6 protein-coding genes are annotated in these 19,287 nt (G+C 67.1%); 1 reads left to right on the top strand and 5 read right to left on the bottom strand.

Annotation, left to right across the window (positions count from 1 at the left end; genetic code table 11):
* The 5 genes from NTD82_RS21670 to NTD82_RS21650 all read right to left on the bottom strand — a co-directional run.
* On the bottom strand, positions 1-8,103 hold an 8,103-nt coding region (locus NTD82_RS21670), incomplete at its 3' end, for a hypothetical protein (protein ID WP_262130171.1).
* Between the two features lie 3 nt (positions 8,104-8,106).
* Positions 8,107-9,615, bottom strand: a complete 1,509-nt coding sequence (locus tag NTD82_RS21665; RefSeq protein WP_095156770.1) for a hypothetical protein — start codon at positions 9,613-9,615, stop codon at positions 8,107-8,109.
* Positions 9,616-9,630: 15 nt separating this feature from the next.
* A complete protein-coding gene (locus NTD82_RS21660; protein WP_262130170.1) occupies positions 9,631-13,287 on the bottom strand; it encodes a hemagglutinin protein in 3,657 nt (1,218 codons plus the stop codon).
* 30 nt (positions 13,288-13,317) lie between these two features.
* Positions 13,318-16,548: a hypothetical protein gene (locus NTD82_RS21655; RefSeq protein ID WP_262130169.1), complete on the bottom strand. Its 3,231-nt coding sequence runs from the start codon at positions 16,546-16,548 to the stop codon at positions 13,318-13,320.
* An 83-nt stretch (positions 16,549-16,631) separates the two neighbouring features.
* Positions 16,632-18,458 carry a Hint domain-containing protein gene (locus NTD82_RS21650; RefSeq protein WP_262130168.1) on the bottom strand — a complete coding sequence of 609 codons (1,827 nt, stop codon included), beginning with the start codon at positions 18,456-18,458 and terminating at the stop codon, positions 16,632-16,634.
* A 433-nt stretch (positions 18,459-18,891) separates the two neighbouring features.
* Here NTD82_RS21650 and NTD82_RS21645 point away from each other — a divergent pair, with 433 nt between their 5' ends.
* Entirely contained in the window at positions 18,892-19,062 is a 171-nt protein-coding gene (locus tag NTD82_RS21645) for a hypothetical protein (RefSeq protein WP_262130167.1), read from the top strand.
* Positions 19,063-19,287: the final 225 nt, after the last annotated feature.

Here is a 19,287-nt window from a genome sequence, read left to right as displayed (position 1 = left end):
CACCGGCCAGCCGCTGGGGCGAGCGGTGCTGGCGATGGTCGTCGCGCTGTCGTTCTCGGCGACGATCGCGTAGGCCGGCACCGTCAACAGTGCTTGCGAGCCGAACAGCGCCTGCACCGGCACTTCGGCGTTGGCCACGGCCATTTCCGCCGGGCGCAGGCCGTAGTCCTGTTGCAGCGAGGCGAGGGTGGCGCCGGCCGGCGCGCGGGCAGCGCCGAGGCTGGCGGCGCTGGCGCTGAAGGCCTGGGCGGCGGCGGCGAAGCGCCACAGCGGCGCCTGTTCGATGCTGTGCGCTGCGCTGGTGTCGAGGCTGGTCGCGACGCTGGCGGTCAGCGGCTGGCCGAGTTGGTAATAGGCCTTGGCGTAGGCCTCGGCCTGCCGGTCGGCGGTGGCCGCCGCGGCGTCGCCGGGCTGGCTGGGTGACGGCATCACTGTGGCCGGACGCGGTTCCAGACTGAGGGTCAGGGTCACGGCGTCATCGACGCGGGTCACGGCGTAAGCGCTGACCAGCGCCGGCCAGTCGCCGACGCCGAGCAACGGGTCGGTGTAGCCGCTGGGCAGGGTGACCTGGCCCTGGCCGGTGGGCGGGGTGGCGGTCTGGTTGCCGAGAATGTCCTGGAAGGTCAGGTCGACGGTGGCGGACGGCAGGCTGGCGGCCCAGCCGAAACCCCGGTAGGGGTCGGCGTCCGGGTCCGGCAGGCCGGGCACCCGTGGCAGTGGCGACGGCGTGGCGAAGCGGTACAGCGGCAATACCTGCTCGTAGAGCCAGTAGGGGTCGGCTTCCAGTGCTTCGCGTTTGTCTTGCAGCAAGCCGCGGCGGACCAGGCGTTCGCGCTTCCAGGCGGACGGCGCGTTTTCCTCGACCGGGGTCGGCGGCGCCGGCATCCCCGAGGCGGGCATGACATAAGGCGAGCCGGCGATGGCCGGAATCGCCGCGCCGAGCAGGCTGAACAGGCGCCGCGCCTGCAGTTCGGCGCTGCTCGGGGTGTCTTCCGGCGGCGCTTCGAGGGTCAGGCTGAAGCCGACGCTGCCCGCCGGCACCAGTGCCTGGAGTTGGGTGTCGTCTTCGTTGTGGTCTTCGGCATAGAGAGTGCCGATGGTCGCGTCCAGCCCCGGCGCGATCAACGCGCAGGTGTTGAACGGCAGCAGCGGACGGCCTTGTGGCGCCAGCGCCTGCTGGCTGCCGGCGATCACCAGCAGGTCGATGCTGGCGACGCCGTTGGCATCCAGGGCGCTGGCCGGCAGGCCGCTTTCCAGGCCGAGGGTGTAGCCGGTGCCGCCGACCACGCTGCCTTCCCAGAGCAGGGTGACGAAGCGTTGCAGATCTTCCAGCGACGCGGCCGGACTCGACTGGTCGTCATCCCGGGCGAGGCTGCGGACCCGGCCGAGGCTGACGTCCGGCGAGCGCGGCACGCTCTCGGTGGACAGGTTGGCCTGGATCAGCCAGGTCTGTTCCGGCGTGCCCGCCAGCACACTGATGCCCGCGGCATTACCGGCGTTCGGCGCCGGTTGCGCGAGCACCTTGACCACGCTGCCGGCGCCTTGCCCGGCCGCCAGCCAGGCGCGCAAGGCGAGCAGGGTCGGGCGCTCGGCCTCGTCCACGCCTTGCAGGGCGAACAGGGTCAGGGCGTCGTTGATTTGCTTGATCGCGATCGGAATCCGGCAGCCCCAGGTCGCGTTGCTCACGGTGACCGCATCGCGTCCGGCGGCGGCGCCTTGTTCGGTGGTCAGCAGGTCGTAGGCCACCGTCGAACCGGCGAGGGCCTTGGCCCGCAGGTCGGCGGGCAGCGGCCAGAGGGTCGGCTGGGCGCCCACGGGCGGGGCGTCCATGCCGGGGATCGGCAAGGCCACCGGAGTTTGCAGCTCGATGCGCTGGCTCAGGCCGTAGGCGCGTGGCGAAACCACGGCGAGGCGCATCGGCGCCGGGCCGTCGACCACCGGCAGGGTCAGGCTGGTGGCGGGGCCCATGGCGATGATCTCAGCGTTGCTGTAGCTGTAGTCGAGGCTGTCCACGGTGGTGGTTGGGACCACCATCCCAGCGGGCGCGGCGGCGCGGGACAGGAAACTACTGGCTACCGCCTGGCGACCATCGGCGACGGTGCTGCCCACCAGACTGATCCACGGGCTTTGGGCGGTCAGGGTCATCTGCAAGGCAATGTCGTTGGTCTTGGTCGGGTCGCCATCCACCGCCAGGTCGAACTGCTGGCCGGTAAGGTCATACAGCGGTGCGGCGTGTTGCGGGTCGGCCACCACGTGGTCGTCCACGGTCACCGGCTGCGGCGCACGCAGGCCGGCCATCAGCGAGCGCGAGCCCTGGTTGACGATGCGCGGCAAGGCGGCGCCGTCGAGGATATCGCTGAGCAACTGCTTGACCGTGGTCACCGGCACCTGGGTGACGGTCAGCTCGGTGCCGATGGCGTACAGGCCGGCCACCGCCGCCAGCCGCTCGGCAGCATCGGCCACGCTCAGGCCGTAGGTGTTGGCGATGGCGGTGAAACTCAGCGATTCACCGTCGGCCGCCTTGGCCACGGCCGCCGGCACCGGCACCAGCGCCAGTGGCGCGAGGAACGGCGCCGACCCGGCCCAGCCGAGGATCGCCGGCCAGTCATAGGTCCAGGTGCCGAGGGCCGGATCATCGGCATTGCCGCTCCAGCTCACATTCAACAGCAGGCGTCGGGCCAGGACCTCGAGGCTTTCGCCCGGGGTCGCGAGCACGCCGCTGCTGGCCGGCAGGCCGTAGCTGCCATCGCTGCCGCTGACGGCCGTGAGGAAGTCCTGCCAGTCCGCCGCTTGCGGCGGCGAAGTGTCGGGGTAGACCTGCACCAGCGCCAGGGTCGCGGCGATCCGCGCCACGGTGTCGCCGGGCTGGGTCAGGTAGGTCGTGGTCGGCGTCACGGCATTGAAGCCCAGCGGCACCACCAGCGACTGGCCGGGTGGCAGCTCCTGGCTGTCGACGCTGAGGTCGTCGCGGGTCAGACGGGATATCAGCTCGGCGTTGCCATCGAACACCGCCTGGGCGTACCAGTCCGCCGGAATCAGTTGCGGCTGCCGGTAGCGCACATAGGCGGTGGCGGCGGCGAGCAGGCGGCTGGTCGGGCCGTTGCTCCAGGTGCGTGCTGGCAGGTCGAACGGCGTGCTGGCGTCGAGCAGGGCGGTCGAAGCGCCCAGGCCGGTATCGCCAGTGCTGTCGCTGAACAGCGTGACGGTGCTGGTGAGGTTGAACAAGCTGGCGATCGTGTCGAGGGTCTCGGCGTCGGCCACCTGATGCAGCACTGCGCCCAGCTCGACGCTGGTCAGGGCGAAGGCTGCGCCAGCGTTGTCCTGGGCCAGCACTTCCGGGGCGATACCCAGGTTCACCGGCAGGCGGCTGCCCACCGGGGCAGTGGCCAGTTGCGTTTCCAGCTCGGGGTTGAGGAACAGCAGTTCGGCGCTCGTGGCGCCGAGGGCCTGGGCCACGCTTTCCACGGTGTCGCCGGCGCGCACCGGGTAGTCGATGGTCACCGTGACGAAGCGCGCCGCCAGTTCGGCCAGCGACTGGCCCTGGCCGCTGCCGTTGTCGGCGACGCTGATGTCGGTGCTGGCCAGCAGGTCCTGGGCCTCCTGCACGGCGGCCTTGACCAGCATCAGGCAGTAGTCGCGGAAGATGAAGGTGGGGAAGGACTCGTAGGTGGCCGGGTCGTCGGTTTGCGGACGCGGTCCGCTGGCGCCGCCCACCGGCAGGTACTGGCCCATGTACTGCGCGAGGTCCCACTCGTACCAGGGACCGACCAGGTTGACCTCGGCAAAATTCAGCGTGCCGCCCGGCGTGCCACTGCGGGTCAGCCCCGGCGGCAGTGGCGCGACCATGCCGCCGACCTCGATGGCGTCGGTGTTGGCGCCGGAGTCAGGGTCGGCGGACAGCAGCAGGTGCAGGTTGGTGGCGAACAGGGTGTCGAGTTTCGCCCAGGCGAAGGCGTCATCGGCGGTTTGCGGATCGTCGAGGGCGGCGGCGAGCAGCGCCAGTTGCCCGGCGGTGAGCGGGTCGGTTTCGGTTTGCGGGCCGTCCGGAATGGCGTACAGCGCGTAGAGCAGAACGGTGCGTACCCACAGGTCGGGCGTCAGGCTCTGGGTGTCTTCGGCACTGGCCGCCAGGGCGTGATGGTGCGCCGAGCGCAGCGCTTCGCCACGGGCGGTGGCGGCGTCGGGATCGACCCCGGAGTTGGCGCAGAGGATAAAGGCCGCACGGTACAGCGGCGCGGCGTCGGGTTGCGCGGGACCGTTCCAAGACACCGGCAACTGGCCGATGGAAATGCTCGGCAGCAAGTAGAGAAGGGCCTGACGTGGCTTGCCGTCGGGCCACAGGCTGCGCGACGGGTTCCAGTTCCAGTCGCTGTCCTGCACCGTGCCGAGCAGTCCGGCGCCGCGCTTGCGCAGGCTGACCTGATGCAGGTGTTGGTCGCGCAGCACGGCGATACGCTGGCTGCGGTTGCGCCGTGCCCGGGGTCCGCCACCGAGGGCCAGACTGCCGGCGCGGCCGGGCGTGGCAAGGAGTCGGGCGTTGTTCTTGAAGCTTTTTGGATCGCCACCGGGAGCGACGATCCACGGTGTCTGCTGCACCGAGCCGAGGGTGAAGGCCAGCTCCAGCGAGACATGGAAGCTGAAGGAAATCTTGATGAACAGGATCTTCACCTTGGCCTCGGCGCGCACCGAAACCTTGAGGGTGAATTCGGTCGGCCGGTAGCACTCGAACAGCGCGCTGACCTGGGCATAGGCCTCCAGGCTCACCGAGACTTTGATCACCTTGAAATCGACGTAGCCGTAGACCTTGCCGTGCAACGCGGCGATGCCCTGGGCGCGGAAATACTGCGCCGATGGCAGCCCGGCGCTGGACGGGTTGAACCAGCCGAGCACGCCCTGGAAGATCACCTGCACTTCGACATAGGCGCCGCCGCCGAGGATGCCGGCGCGGATCTCGCGACCGACGCCGACGGCCAGGCCGATGCCCAGCTCCAGCACCGGCGAGAAGGTGCCGTTGGTGATGCGCGGCACCTGGGTGGAGGTGACGCCGTCGAGCAGGCCGAAATAGATGCCGCCACGGCCGATGAAGATATAGGCCTGGACCGAGAACGAGCGGCTGAAGTCCTGGTTGTACGGGAAGCCCAGGTCCACCTTGAAGTTACCGTTGGTGTAGACCTCGATCACCACCGTGCCGAGGGTCAGCGAGGCGACCCCGAGCTGGAAGGTGCGGAAGGCATCGGGCAGGCGCAGTTCGACGCGGAACATGCCGACGTCGTCGGAAATCTTCTTGTACAGAATCTCGAAACGCAGGCCGGCGAGGCTGCCGGCCTTCTCGCCATTCAGGCCCACTGACAGGCCGTAGAGGATCGGGTCGTTGAACAGGAAACCGAGGTCGACGGTGCCGGCCATCAGGCCGATATCCAGGCCGATCAACCACTGGCTGTCGGCGGAAAAGGCGATGGTGCCGGTGGTGCCCGGCAGGTTGTTGGGGTTTTCCACCGGGCGCATGAACTGCTTGAGCAGGGCCAGGTTGCCGGCCACGGTGTCCACCGGATTCTGCAGGCGGATGCGCTGGCCGATGCCGAGGTAGCGCAGGTCCACCAGCGCCGAGCCGGTGCCGGGCACGGCGGGCGGCGGGTCGTTGACCACGTCCCAGGCCAGGGCATCGTCGCCGGTATAGGACTTGCCCAGCAGCGAGCCTTCGAGGATCAACTCGACCTTGCCGGCGCCGGCGCGGGTGTAGCGCACGCCGATGGCCGAGAGGCTGCCGAAGCCGAGATCGACCTTGGCCTTGTAGACGAATTCGACCTGATTGTTGGTCGGGTCGAGGGTGAAGACGAAGCTCGACAGCTCGATGCGCTTGAGCACGTCCCACGGCGCGTCGAGGGTGAAGCCCAGGGTCGGCGCGGCGAGGTTGACCAGGTATTCGAGCATGTCGCCCAGGGTCGTGCCGCCGAGGTTCACCGACACCACTTGATGGCGCGGGTTGGTGGTGCTGTCCTTCTCGCCGCGCCAGGCGGTGATGGCCTGGACCCAGATAGTGTCGACGTAGACCTTGAGCAGGTAGGTCGGCTCGTCGACGCCGACGTCCATGCCCACCTCGACGCCGATGCGGTTGATCGAGAACTCGCCGCTCAGGCGGCCCGAGGCCGGTTTGTCCGCCGGGGTGCTGCCGTCCCGGGCGATATCGATGCTGGCCGCCGCTGAGATCTTCAGTGGCGTGCCGAACAGCTCTGGGGTCCAGCGCATGGAGATGGTGCCGCCGAGGGCATAGGACTGGTCGCCGGTGGCGAAGCTGACGTCGAGGCGGTCGACCATCAGTACCGGCACCGAGGCGGGTGCGCGGCCAAGGCCGAGGAACTGCGAGACGAGGTCGGTGAGGTTGATGCTGGTGCCTTGGTAGAGATGACCGGCGAAGAGCCAGCCCTGGGGCGTGTCCGGGTTCTGGATCGGATAGCTGGCGGAGAGCATCAACCGCGGGCTTTCGTAGTCGTCTGGTGCGGCATCGGGATAGAACGAGAAAACACCCGACAGACCGCCACCGACGCGGCCACTTTGTACGGCGATCCAGAAATCGATCTGTTCGAGCACCAGGTCAATTACCACCAGGTCGACGGTCCAGCCCTGGCCAGGCTCGGGTTCGCCTGAGGACGGATCGAGGAAGACCACGGTGGTGCTGGCGTTGTACATCTGGCCGAGGGGGTCGGCGGAGAATGCCAGCGCGGATATCACCGCGCTGCTGAGGCCTCCCGCTGTCGGGCCCGGTGCTCCGAAGTAGTAAGAGAACGCCTCGCCGATCGGAATGTAGTCGCCGGCCTGCATGCTGCCTTCGATGAACAGGTCGGGAAGGGCGACACTGACATTGATGTCCACCTTGTCCTGCGCGCCCTTGGCGCCGAAGCGCAGGGCGCCGCTGACCGAACCTGAGACCGAACTGACGCTCTTGCCGCTGGCATTGTTGCTCCAGCCCCAGATCCAGCGTGTACCGACGTTGTGCAAGGTGACGAAAGGCACCGGTGGCGTCCACTCCTGGTCGGAGCCGATGGACACCACGAGAAAGCGCAGGGTCGGCAGGACATGGTCTTTGGGGGAGGTGAAAAACAGTTCGACGCTGCGGAACCGAAAGGTCTCCATCAACGGGAAGTTATCCGGTAGCGGCAATGCCGGAAGGCCGAACAGGGTGGTCAGTTGCGCCATGCCGCGGACGATCGAGGCATGCTGCGGGTCGAAGACTGCTGTCATATGCCACTCGGGACCTGCGGTGAGCACCTGGGTGGTGACGGTTGCCACCAATGCATCGGCGCCGCTGCCGAGGGTTACTGTGCCCAGAAGATTGGCGACTGAGAACGAGGTCCTGTCCCACTGCTGTTCATCCAGGTCGTCACGTACCACCAGTTCCAGCCCCAGGTCACGCAGGCTCAAGCCGCCCGGGCCACCGGCGAGCCCGCTCGCGGGGTCGATGGGCAGCGTTGCGGAACTCGCGGCGGTTGCACGCAGGGTCATAACCACCGCATGGGTCCAGTCCGCCGGCATCTGCAATGTGCCGCTCAAGGCCAGTGGCCAGGGCGCCAGCAGGTCGGCGAACGTCTCGAACACGGCAGATTCCGGCAAGGCCCCGGAAAGCGTCAGGCTGGCCTCGGGCCGGCTATCTGCGCGGAAGACCGGGGCGGTCAGTCCCAGAGACAACAGGAAGGAAGGTCCCCAGATGACAGACATGTCATCGCTTTGTAAGCGCTCGCTGTCGGGCAGACCCGCGGGGTTGAAAAAGCGCTGGAACGTCCAGCCCGGTTCAGTGAGCGCCATCGACAACTGAAAAACGCCTGCCTGGTCTTGCTGTTCGGTGTACAGCAGCGTCACGTAGGCGGCGAAGCGCATGCCTTGCGGGTCGCCTGGCTGGCCGTAGCGACCGTTCCCGGTCAGGTTCACGCGATCGAGTCCCTGAGTGATGCTTGCCGCGCTGATCACATAGCTATCGGTCAGTCCGAACAGTTGCAGCACACCTCTCAGTCCCGGCAAACCCGGGTTGGCCGAGACTGCCCAGAGGTCGAGCGTCTGCTGCGGGGTGATGGCGGCCTTGAGGATCGCGTACGTCGAAGACAGAGACATGAATTACGGCCTTTTGGCAGGAAACGGGGTGGTCAGGCGCGGGGCCAGGCGGTGCGGCTGCGCCGGAGCGCGAGCGCGACCGGCATCGTTGGCGGGGCGGTCCTGCCGGGGGGATACGGCTGCGGCGGGTGCTGCCGGTGACGGCGGCGCCGGAGTACCGCTGGCGCGGTAGACGAAGGTGTGGGTGGTTAGCAGTTCTTCGGCACTGCGCACAATGAGGGACTCATCACTGGGCAAGCGGTTGCTGGTGACACCGCGAAAGTCGATGAGGAAGTCCAGCGGCCGTGGCAGCAGCGTATAGATCCAGTTCATGCCTGCGGAAAAGGAGAGACTGGCGCTGTAGGGCGGCGTGGTGAAGCCGATGTAGGGCGAGAACGCGACCATCGGGCTCGACACCTTGGTGCTGTCGTAATAGAGCGTCGAATACAGGTTCTGCGAGGTAAGGATGGTCTTGAAGCCTCGCTGATCATAGAGGCCGGGCTGCAGGGCATAGTCGACGTTGGTGGTGGTGAAGTGACGTCCGTCGCCCACCAGTGGATCGGACCACCAGGCCTTTGTTTCTGCGTAGTCGAGAAACAACTGGCTGGTTTCCAGCGATGGGTGGCCATAGCGCTGAACGATATCGGCGCTGGCGATCACGGTCTTGCCGGCCATGCGCTGGGCGTAGGTTTTGACCACTTCCCGATTGACGTCGCTGATGACTGCATCTTTCACGTTCAAGCCGAAGGTGGTCCTGCGGCTACCGTGGTGTGGCAGCAAGACCATGTAGCAGTTGGGAATCGTCCCGTCGAAGAAGCTGTTGATGTACTGAAACGTTGGAAAGGTGGCATCGCCGCCGATGACCGCGCAGTAGTGGTTGCTGCCGGCATTCACGGCCAGGACCAACACCAGGCTCTTGGAGTTGGCTTGGTCGCCGTCGGGCCGTGTGGAGATATGGTCTTCCTCCGTGCCAACCCGCTCGGTCTTGTATGGCGTGTTGGCAGCGAGCAGGAAGACCCCGAAGTCTTCACCTCCCCACAACCGGCCCTCTGTAAAATCGCTGCGATAATTGCTGGCGCCAACGGGAAACCCTCTGACATCGAAGTCTGGAATGAAGGTCCTGGCTTTCAACAGGGTGAGGAGATTGACGCTCTTCTTCTTTACGGTGGCGATCCCGTCGTACCAACTGTAACGGCCGCCATAGCGGACGCGACCGATGGTCATGTTCGGCAGTAATTGCAGAAGACCCAGCAGTGGATCTACCTCTGTCTGGTTTCCGTACAACAGGCTGACGTGGTCTTTGTCCTTGTGGGAAATGAATATCGCGTCGATGTGGCCGTTGGGACTTTCCCGTTGCAGCGCCATGTTCTTCAGGAACTCAAGGGTCGGGCGCCCGGCGGTCTTGGAGTTGTGAGACGAACCCAGGTCGAACAGCGCCAGCGCAGTGACCTTGCCATCCTTGTCATAGACCGCGAACAGGGTCGACATGCCTTGGCCGACATCCAGCGAATACACACGAAAGTGGCTGCTCATCGAAATCTTCCTTGATCAGATAACCGGCGGCGTACGCCGCCCCGAGCGGGCCAGGCGTTTAGCGTCCGGCGTGCGCCGTTGCACTTGGCGCGGCGCGGGGCCGGCCAGCAGGGTCTGGGTTTTCTTGTCGTCGTCCTTGGCGTAGGCGGCGTACCAGCCCAGCGACGATTTCGGGCTGCCGGGGGCGCCGAACAGCAGCAGGTCGGCGTTGCCCGGCGGGAAACTCCAGGCCAGCACCGACACGGCGAAACGGCGCATGCGCAGCAGGTAATTCAGGCGGTCGTCGCTGTCGCGCCAGGTCTCGAAGAGAAAATTGCGAAAGCCGAGCTTGAGCACGCCTTGCAGCGGCAGGCTGCCGCTGATGGCGTTGGACATGCCCAGCTTGATCCCGAGGTACACCGGCGGATCGCCAGCCACCGGCTCCGGGCCCCAGGCCGCGAGCAGGGTGATCTTCAGGCCGATGGCGCCGCTCAGGGCGCCGAGGGTGCCCATGTCCAGCGCCAGGCTCAGGCCGAACCACGGCGCGGTCAGCGGCACTTGGTCCAGCGGTGCGCCGATGGAGGTGAACCCGAGGCTTTCCGGGGTCGCGCCTTGTGGTGGTTGGCCGGCGGGAGCCAGGTCCGGGGCAGCCACCAGAGCGTCGAGGCGCAGCGGGAAGTTCTCCACCAGCGAGGCGGGACGGGCCACGGACGCGCCGGGGCCGGTGTCGAAGCTGACCCCGGCTTCGCCCGAGGTGAAGTGCTGTTGTTCCGGGGTCTGCATGGGGAACGACATGCTCACCGCCAGCCCCTGGAAGCTCAGGTAGCCGTTCACCGCGGTGCCGGGCCCGTAGCTGAACAGGTCGAACTCCGGCAGTTCGACGAAGGCCAGCCGCCCCGACAACACGAAGTTGGCGGTCAACAGGCCGTCCACCGGTGCTGCGGCGGTCTCCATGCGGCAATCGCGGATATCGATGGAAGCCAGCGCCGCGCCGTTGCTCTGGTAGACGTTGTCGCCCAGCAGGCTGAAGGAATAGCTCGGCTGGCCGCCGATGCGCTGGTAACTGCCGGACAGGATCAGGTTGTTGCCCCGCGCCCGGTCGACCTTGGCCAGCCAGGAGCCGAACAGGCGGTTGACCATCAGTTCGGCCTCGGCGGAAAAATCCACCACCCGCGCGTTCTCGAAGCGCACGCGCATGGACAGGGTCTTGTAGCCGAAGGGGATGGTGGTGGACGCCACCAGGTCGTCCGGGTCGTTGTAGTCGATCAGGCCGAAGGCGGCGGTCTGGCCCAAGTCGATGATGCCGTCGTGGGGCGTGTACGGCGTGACCGAAAAGCCGACGTGATGGGCGTAGAACCGCGAGCGGTCGACGCCGGCGGCCATGAAGCGCAGCGCCGACGGCATGTCCTGGAAGTCGATGGGCGCATTCAGGAACAGCACGCCGTTCCACAACGGGTTGTCCAGCACCTCGTGGTAGAACAGCACCAGCGGATCATCGACGGCGACCGCCGGGTCCAGCGCCGCCAGCCGGGCCTTGGCGATGATCGCGTCGAGCGCCAGCCGGGTCGGCTGCAACGAGCCCGCGGCGTCCATCGCCACCTGCGGCCAGGACCAGGCGCTGGTGTTCGCCGCCAGTTCGGTGATCGGCCGGCCACAGAACTTGAACAGCATCAGCGTCGGGGTCAGTGCGTCGCTCCGCCATGCGCGCGGCGACAACTGGAAGGTCCAGCCTTCGATATCGGCGCGCAGCAGGCCCGCTGCGGCCTGGGCCTGGGGCAGGTAGTCGCCGGCGCTGCTGGCGACCACCGCATCGAAGGCCGCCTCGTTGGCGAACTCCGGGTAAGGCGGGTTCTGCCCGGCCAGGGCCTGGTTGATGGCCTGGGCCTGTGTTGGCGGCACACCGGCGGCGAGCAGGCGCGAGACGGCGTTGGCGGCGGTGAGCTGGTAGGCCACCGAGGTGCCCTGGTCCATGAAGGTGTCGACATTGGCCACCACCATGAACAGTTGGTTCGACTGCAACGCCGCCTGGAACGGCGGCTTGACCTCGGTGAGGATCAGTTGCCCGGTGTCCGACTGCGGCATGTTGGCGAACAGCACCCCGGCCCAGGCGGTCTGCGCCTGATTGAGCACGGCGATCAGGCCGGTGGGGGTGACGCCCAGCGGCGGAGTGTCGCCGGCCAGCGCTTCGCTGCCCAGGCGCAGGCGGCCGGTGGGCGCGCTACGCTGCATTTCCAGCGGCGGCAGGCCGATCAGTTGCCGGCGCAGGGGCGCCAGCGCCGCGTCTTCGATGTGCGCGGCCATGTCGATGGCCGCCGGCGGAATGCGCCCGTACACGCCCATGGGCCAGACCGTGGGCGCGGTCTGGCCGCTGGCTTGCAGGGTCGGCAGGCTGGCGGCGGTCATGCTCAGGTAGGCGAGGAAACCCGGCACCGGCACCGACGCGGCATTGAACAGCGGCGAGCGCGGTGGCTGGGCTTCATAGTCGCGGCCGGTGCCGCCATCGGACAGCACGGTGACCCAGGCGGTGGTGCCGAGGTCGGTCATCGCCGTTGCGGCATCGCCTTCCACCGTGGGCGGCAGGTAGGCCGGGCCGTTGGCCTGGAACAGCAGCAGTGAGCCGCCGGCGTTGGGCAGCACCACGTTCTCGGTACCGGAGACGCCGAGAATCAACCGGGTGTTGCTGCCGTCTCCTTGTGCTTGCTGCGGCGTGTCGAGGTCGAACAGGCCATCCGGGGCGAGGTGCCAGACCAGGCTGGCGCTGTGCGGATCTTCGGCGTCGAACAGGGGGGTGCGGCCGAAACTCAGGCGCCCGCCCGGCAGGTTGCCGCTGGCGGCGCGCGGCGTTGCACGGCTGGTGTGGCCGGTGTTGGTGCGCTGGGCGAATTCCAGGGTCGGCACGCCGGCGACGGGGTCGAAGCTCAGCGCGGTGCGGGCCGGCAGCGCCGGGTTCAGCGGGTCGAAGCTCAGCAGCAGGCTGAAGGGTGTGGCGTCCAGTTGCCGGAACAGCGGCATGTCGATGATGTCCACCGCGCCCACCGGGCTGTCCGCATCCGCTTCGCTGTAACGCAACATCACCCCGAGGCGTTCCAGGTCGTCGCCGTTCGGGTCGTTGCCTTTGTCGGCGTCGAGGCTGAAGGTCAGGCAGCCCAGTTGCGCGCCGTACAGCGGCAGCGGACAACTGGCCTGGCTGGACGGGTAGACGCCGCCCGGTGCGGAAAAGGCCAGGCGGCTGCCAGCGAACAGAATGCTGTCGTCGCCGGGGCTCAAGGTCGTGGCGCCACCCACTGCGACTGCGTACTGGCCAAGGGCAAAACGCGCATCGCGCACCACCCGCCAGTCGCCACCCGGCTTGTCAGCCTGCAGTGGCAGGGCGTCGATGCCCTGGGTCTGCCATTGGCTGGCCGGCGCTTCGGGGTTGGCGATCCACAGAAAGCGCAGCCAGCCTTTGGGAGACAAGCCCGACCAGAGCGCGCGCAAGCCGTCGAGAAACGCCTGCGGGTCAGCCGGCGCGCTGGCCAGGAACAGGTAGGCGCCGCCCAGGTCGGCCCAGGTTTCGGGCAGGTTGACGCTGCTGCCCAGGGCGCTGCCGGGGCTGGCGAGGTAGCCCGCCCAATAGTCGGGCAGGCCGCTCTCGGCGGTGGTGGACAAACGGTACAACCCCGTAACGACTTGCTCGAATATCGGTGCGCTCATGGCGGCCTCCTGCGGCGAGACGTGGACGGATCACTGCGGACCGGTGGTTACCCGGTCTCCCGGCAGCAGCGGCAGCGACAGCGGCGTCCAGCCCGGCCCGTAGCTGCCCAGCCCGGTCCAGTCCAGGCGCAGCGGCCAAGCTGCCGAGCCCGCCGTGGCGTTCGGGTCGAGCACCGCCGCGCCGAGGCCGCGCAACACGCGCACCCCCTGGGTCGGCAGCGGCGCCGCGATCGGCAGGCGTCCGGCCTGTGCCAGCAGGTTGGCGACCGTGGTGCCCACCGGCACCACCAGCGGCGTGCCGTCGAGGGTCACCCGCAGGCAGGCGCGCGGCACCGCGCGGCCACGGAAATAGGCGACCGGCACCGTCCCGCCCGGGACATTGCTGGCGCTGGAGAGCGCGGTAAAACTCTCGGCTGCGGCGAGGGTGAAGTTACTCGGGGTGTCGGTGGGCGCGGGGTCGCTGGCGCCGTCCAGGGCCGTCGGCGAGAACAGGCGGTAGAAGGGCCTGATAAAGGCCGGGAAATACAGGTCCGCCGCATCGGCCACGCCACCCATCTGCTGGGTGGTGTCATGGGACGGCGGCGGAGACACCGACAGCGCGCCGCCGCCCACCAGTTGGCCGATGAACGAGTCCCAGCCGGTGGTGATGTTGCCCGAGCTGTCGATGAACTGATTGACCTCGTAATCCACCACGGGGCCCGCGACGTAGCCGTTGCTCCAGCGCAGCGCCGACGACGATTGCGAGATGGCTTGGTACGGGCTGGCCGCGACCCGCAGGATCATGCCCGGGCGCAGGTCCACCGAGCCGAGGGTGGCGGCGGTATCGGCTGAGGGGAACGACAGGCCAAAGCCGTAATACAGGGATTCCTCGAAGGTCTGCGGCATCACCCGCGCCAGCGCATCCTGCAAGGCGAGGATGCCCCACGGCGCGGCGCCGGCGCTTTCCAGTGCTTTCAGGAAGGCGACGTAGGCCAGCAGCAGCGGCGCGCGAATCGGCTCAGTGCCGAAGGTCCACGGTGAGTCGGTACCGCTGGAGGCAATCGCCAGGCTGTAGGGGTAGGTGGTGCCGCTGGCCGCCGCCAGGGTGAACGGCCCCTGGCTGATCGGCAGGCCGCTGAGGCTGCCGGTCTTGGCGATCTGCGGCAGGTACAGGGTCAGCGGCGCAGTGGGCGCGGTGCCGGCGAGGGCGGTGGCCAGCGCCTGGGCCGGGATCAGGTAAGGGAAGGCGGTGGAGGCACTTTGTGCCGACGGAATGAACGCGCTGCTGTAAAGCGCCGTGGCCTGGCCGGCTGGGCCGATATTGTCGATGCCGGCGACCGGCTGGTTGGCCTGCGCGACCACGCTCAGCGTTGCCGCGCTGTTGCTCGGGACATAGGCCCAGCGTTGTTCGAGCACGCCCGCCGTCGAGGTGAACGCCTGGTCGACCGAGGTGCTGCCGGCGACGGTCTTGAGCACCGAGACCTTGTAGGTCTGGCCATCCGGCACGGCATTCCAGCGCGCGCTCAGGGTGGCGCCGTCGTAGCTTACGGCGATGCCGCTCACCGGCGTGTTGGCCAGCGCGAAGGGCGCGCTGGCCGGGCCGAGCAGGGTAACGCCGTTGACCACGCAGGCCGCGCGCACGCTCACCCATGACGGTGTGCCGGCGCTGGCCAACTGGCTGGCGCTCAAGACGGTGCTGGTGCTGCTGACATCCAGTGACTGGCCGTTGGGCAGGCGCAGGCGGTAGCCGGTGATGCCACTCAGCGCTGCCCAGCTCAAGGTGCCGCTGCCGCTGACTGCGTCGACCAGCCAGCCGCCGATTGCCGGCACCGCCAGCGGGGCCGCCGTCGCGGGGGTCGAGGTGTTGCGTGCCGGACCTCTGGCCGGGGTCAACCCGACACTGACCACCGCAGGTGTGCCGCTGGTGACCTGCACCGGTATGGCCACGCGGGCGGTGTTGCCGTTGACACTGACGCTGCTGGCAGCCACGCCGTCGAGCAGCAGGGTGACGGCGGTGCTGTCCGGTGCGACCACCGAGACCGGCGCCTGCCAGGTGACATCCAGGCTGGCGCCGTCGGCGGACACCGCCAGCGAGGTGAGGGCGGCCGTGCCGGTGACCAGCGGCAGCCATTCGCCTTCGGCACCGATACCGCCATTGTTGTTGGCGATGATCTGCGCGACCCAGTTCTGCGTGCCGTCCAGCGGCGTAGCAAGGGTGATGCTGGCCGAGCTGGCGCCGGGATTGTTGACCGTGTTGGAAAAACTCTGGCCGCTGGCCAGGGACAGGGCCTGCACGGTGAAGCCGGTGACCGCCGGGTTGCTGGTCATCGACCAGTTCAGGTTCAGGGCGCTGCCGCTGTAGTTGGCGGCGGTGATCAGCGGCCGGGTCGAGACGATCGGCACCAGCGGGCTGACCAGGCCGGCGCCGCTGGCGGTCAGCGCGGTGACCGTGAGCTGGAAGGTTTCGCTCTCGGGCAGGGCGGCGGGCAGCGCCAGGATGCCGTTGCTGACCGTGGCGCCGGGGATGTCGACGCTGTAGCTGACGCCGCTGGCGAACCCGGTCGCGGCCAGGCGGTAGCCGCTTATGCCGCTGGCGGCCAGGCCTTCCCAATTGGCGACGATATGGTTGCCGTTGCGGTACAGGCTGGTTTTCTTCAGGACCGGCCGGATCATCGAGGTCGGCGGGAACTGCGCCTGGTTGGAGCGCGCCGAGGCACTGCTTTCGCCCACGGCGGCGACGCACACCACCCATTGCGAGTCGTCGCCCAGGCCACCGCCGAGTTGCGCGTTGTCGATTACCGCCGAGGTGCTCTGCGTACCGGCGACGTTGGCCGTGTAGGTGGTGCCGATGTTGTTGGAAAACACCACGACCTGATAACCGGCGCCCGCCTGTGGCGAGGGTTCCCAGCTCAGCCGCAGGGCATGGCCGTCATACTGCGCCGACAGCAGGGTCGGGCGGGCGGTAGGCAGGATCAGCGGGGCGCTGTTTTGCCCCGGCGTGTCATCCCACTGCGCCTGGACCACCACCTGGTAGCTGACGTCAGTGTTCAGCGGCTCGGTCAATGTCAGGCTGCCGAGGTTGCTGGTGCGGCCCGCGATGACCGCGCTTTGGTGCGTCAACACCGCTTCGCCGGCCCCGAGGTAGGCCAGCTGGATCACGTAGCCGGTTACCCCGGTGTCCGCCGAGGGTTGCCAGATGACCCGCACGCTGTTGCCGTCATAGACGGCGGAAACGATGCTCGGGTCGTTGGCGTTGTTCAACGCATTTTCGTGGACGGCCATGGGCGCCTCCGGAAAAAGGGCAGGGAAATGAGTGCGAAAGGACGGGGGACCGCGGGCAGCGCGAGGGCGCTGCCCGCAGTGCCTTACTGGTCGTTATCGAAGTCCTGCAGCCATTCCTTGGGCAGGCTGGCGCGGATTTCGGCGGGGCTGCGCATCGGCACGCGGGACTGCACGGAGGCCAGCGATTGCTGCATGTTGGCGTCGCCGGTGAGCAGGCCGCCGGCGTAGTAGGTGCCGGGGTTGGGGTAACGCTGGGTCAGCAGGTTATGCACCTTGCCGGTGTAGTTTTCCTGGGTCAGGGAGGTCACCGCGGCGCTGCCGTCGACGGTCAGCAGTACATCGCCAACCCGCAGGGAACGGGCCTGCACCGGCATGCCGTTGGCGAGAATCATCGGGTGAGTGCGTGTTACAAGGACGTTCTGCCCGCCGTTGGTCTTGACCCGGATCATCGGGTGGATTTCGCCGCCCTTGGTGGTGCCGAAGACCTGGCTGGTCTTGCCGTCGGCGCTCTTGACCGTTTCGTCGCCCTTGCCGGTGAAGGCTTCCACCGCGCGCTGGCTGCCGTCGGCGAGGGTGATGGGCGTTCCTTCGGCCAGGCAGCCCTGCATGATGTACAGCGGCGGGATGATGTTGACGCCGGGCTGGCCGATGTTGGCGCGGTCGCTGTTGAAGTTCAGGGTGCCGAACGGTGGTTGCTGGCCAGGGGCACCGTTTAGTGCCACGTAGCCGGTGACCCACAGATAAGCGGCGGTGCCGTCGTAGTAGTTGATGCAGTTGCCGGTGTTGGGGAAGGCCGTCGCCGGATAGTTCCAGGTAACGGTCTGGCCACTGGTGCTCCAGTATTGCGACTCAAGCACGCTGCCTTGCTGGTAGTAGACCTGGCAGCCACCGCCCGTGGGGTTCTGGATGGAGATGGTGATCACCCCAGTCGCCGGGTTCAGCGGGGTATTGGCGAAGGTCGCCGAACCCGACAACGGGAAGACGAAGTCGGTCGGGTGCGCGGTGGAGTTCCAGTAATCGCATTCCTGCTGGCTGCCGCGTGCCCAGCACAGCTTGATCTGCTGGGTGTTGTCCTTGGTGTTGGTGCACGTGGTCTGGTAGCTGCCGGTGCAGTTGCCGTTGTTGTCGCGCACGCAGTAGTTGGGCTGGTTCATGCAGGCGGCGGTGGGGTTGACGGTGTCCTGGTAGGACTGGATGAGCATCACCGGTGGGTCATTGGGTGCGGCATTTTTCGGGAAGTAATAGAACATCGCCTGGGCTTTGGTGGTCGGGTTGCCGTCGGCGCTGGGGACCTGGCCCTGGACGTCCAGGCGAAAGTCCGTGCCTTCGCCATACTGGGATTTCGAGACGTTGGCGTAGACGTTGCCGGTTTCGACTTCGAACAGCTCCATGATGATCGTGGTGCTGACCGTGCCGTCGACCACCGACGAGATACCGGTGGCCTGATAGCCCGGCTGGCTGTCGGTCAGCGCCTTGCTCTGTGGCGCGGTGTTGTCCTGGGAGAAGGTGGCGATGAAGTTGAGGTTTTCCGGGCCTTCGCTGACTTCGTCGCTCAAGGCCACGGCCTTGGCGGGCTGGCCACCGGATTTCTTCAGCGCCGCGACACCGGCTTCGTGGCCGGCGGCGAGGGTCTTGAACAGGTGCGGCGAGCGTTCCGGGGTTTTGCCGGCACGCTTGAGGGTTTCGAGGGCAACGCGATAGTGCAGCGGGTTGGCCAGATTGAGGCGGTGAGGGATGCCTGGCTTGAGTTCGGCGTCGAGGGCTTTGAGGTCGGCTTTCACCTCACTGGACAGCGGCGGCGGTGCCTTGTCGGTATAAGCCTGCGCTGACGCGAGCCCGATCGGGGCAAGTACGGCAGCAAGGGTGAAAAGGGCGTGACGCACAGCCCGGACTACATCGCGAGTCGCCATGGTGGGTTCTTCCCTGAGGTGAATTCAGGCGGCTCACTGGGTCCTTGTGAGCGCCAAGGTGTCAGAAACATAGTTGGGGGATGGTGAATCTGCAAATGAATGTTTCAGCGCTTTCCGGCCTGGAACAATACTTTGTCCGCGCAGGAAAAGCCCCGGTGGCACGGGGCGAAACTGCGTTTTATGACTGAACGGTCAGGCTGGGTCCGGCTATTTTCGTGGGCTGCGGGGCATTGTTGAGGAGGTTGGGGGAGGCGTTTTGATATCGTTTTTCTCGGGAGGCGGTGGTGGCTTTGGGGGGCACAATTATTTTGGTTTTTTTGTGGGGTTCCGGAGCGCATCTTCGAAATTAAGGCGGGTGTAGCACTATTGGGCCCTTCGCGAGCAAGCTCGCTCCTACCGGATCGGCATCGCTTTCTTTTGTGTAGGAGCGAGCTTGCCCGCGATGGGCGGGCGCTGGCGCAGCTATGCCAATTCGCTGGCAAGCCAGCGCTCGTCGCACCTTGTCCAGCAACTCGCCGATCTGGAACGGCTTGAACAGCATGTCCATGCCCGGCGCAATTATTTTGGTTTTTTGTGGGGTTCCGGGGCGCGTCTTCGAAATTAAGGCGGGTGTAGCACTATTGGGCCCTTCGCGAGCAAGCTCGCTCCTACCGGATCGGTATCGCTTTCTTTTGTGTAGGAGCGAGCTTGCCCGCCGCACCTTGTCCAGCAACTCGCTGATCTGGAACGGTTTGAACAGCATGTCCATGGCCGGCGCAATTATTTTGGTTTTTTGCGGGGTCCGGGGCGCGTCTTCGAAATTAAGGTGGGTGTCGCACTATTGGGCCCT

Source organism: Pseudomonas sp. 5P_5.1_Bac1 (assembly GCF_025466015.1).
Taxonomy (GTDB): domain Bacteria; phylum Pseudomonadota; class Gammaproteobacteria; order Pseudomonadales; family Pseudomonadaceae; genus Aquipseudomonas.
This window is presented reverse-complemented; position numbering and strand designations above follow the sequence as displayed.

What these genes read in the sequence shown, in the direction of transcription:
- NTD82_RS21665 (WP_095156770.1), bottom strand. Translation starts at nt 9,615, where the DNA reads ATGAGCAGCCACTTTCGTGTGTATTCGCTGGATGTCGGCCAAGGCATG.
- NTD82_RS21660 (WP_262130170.1), bottom strand. Translation starts at nt 13,287, where the DNA reads ATGAGCGCACCGATATTCGAGCAAGTCGTTACGGGGTTGTACCGTTTG.
- NTD82_RS21655 (WP_262130169.1), bottom strand. Translation starts at nt 16,548, where the DNA reads ATGGCCGTCCACGAAAATGCGTTGAACAACGCCAACGACCCGAGCATC.
- NTD82_RS21650 (WP_262130168.1), bottom strand. Translation starts at nt 18,458, where the DNA reads ATGGCGACTCGCGATGTAGTCCGGGCTGTGCGTCACGCCCTTTTCACC.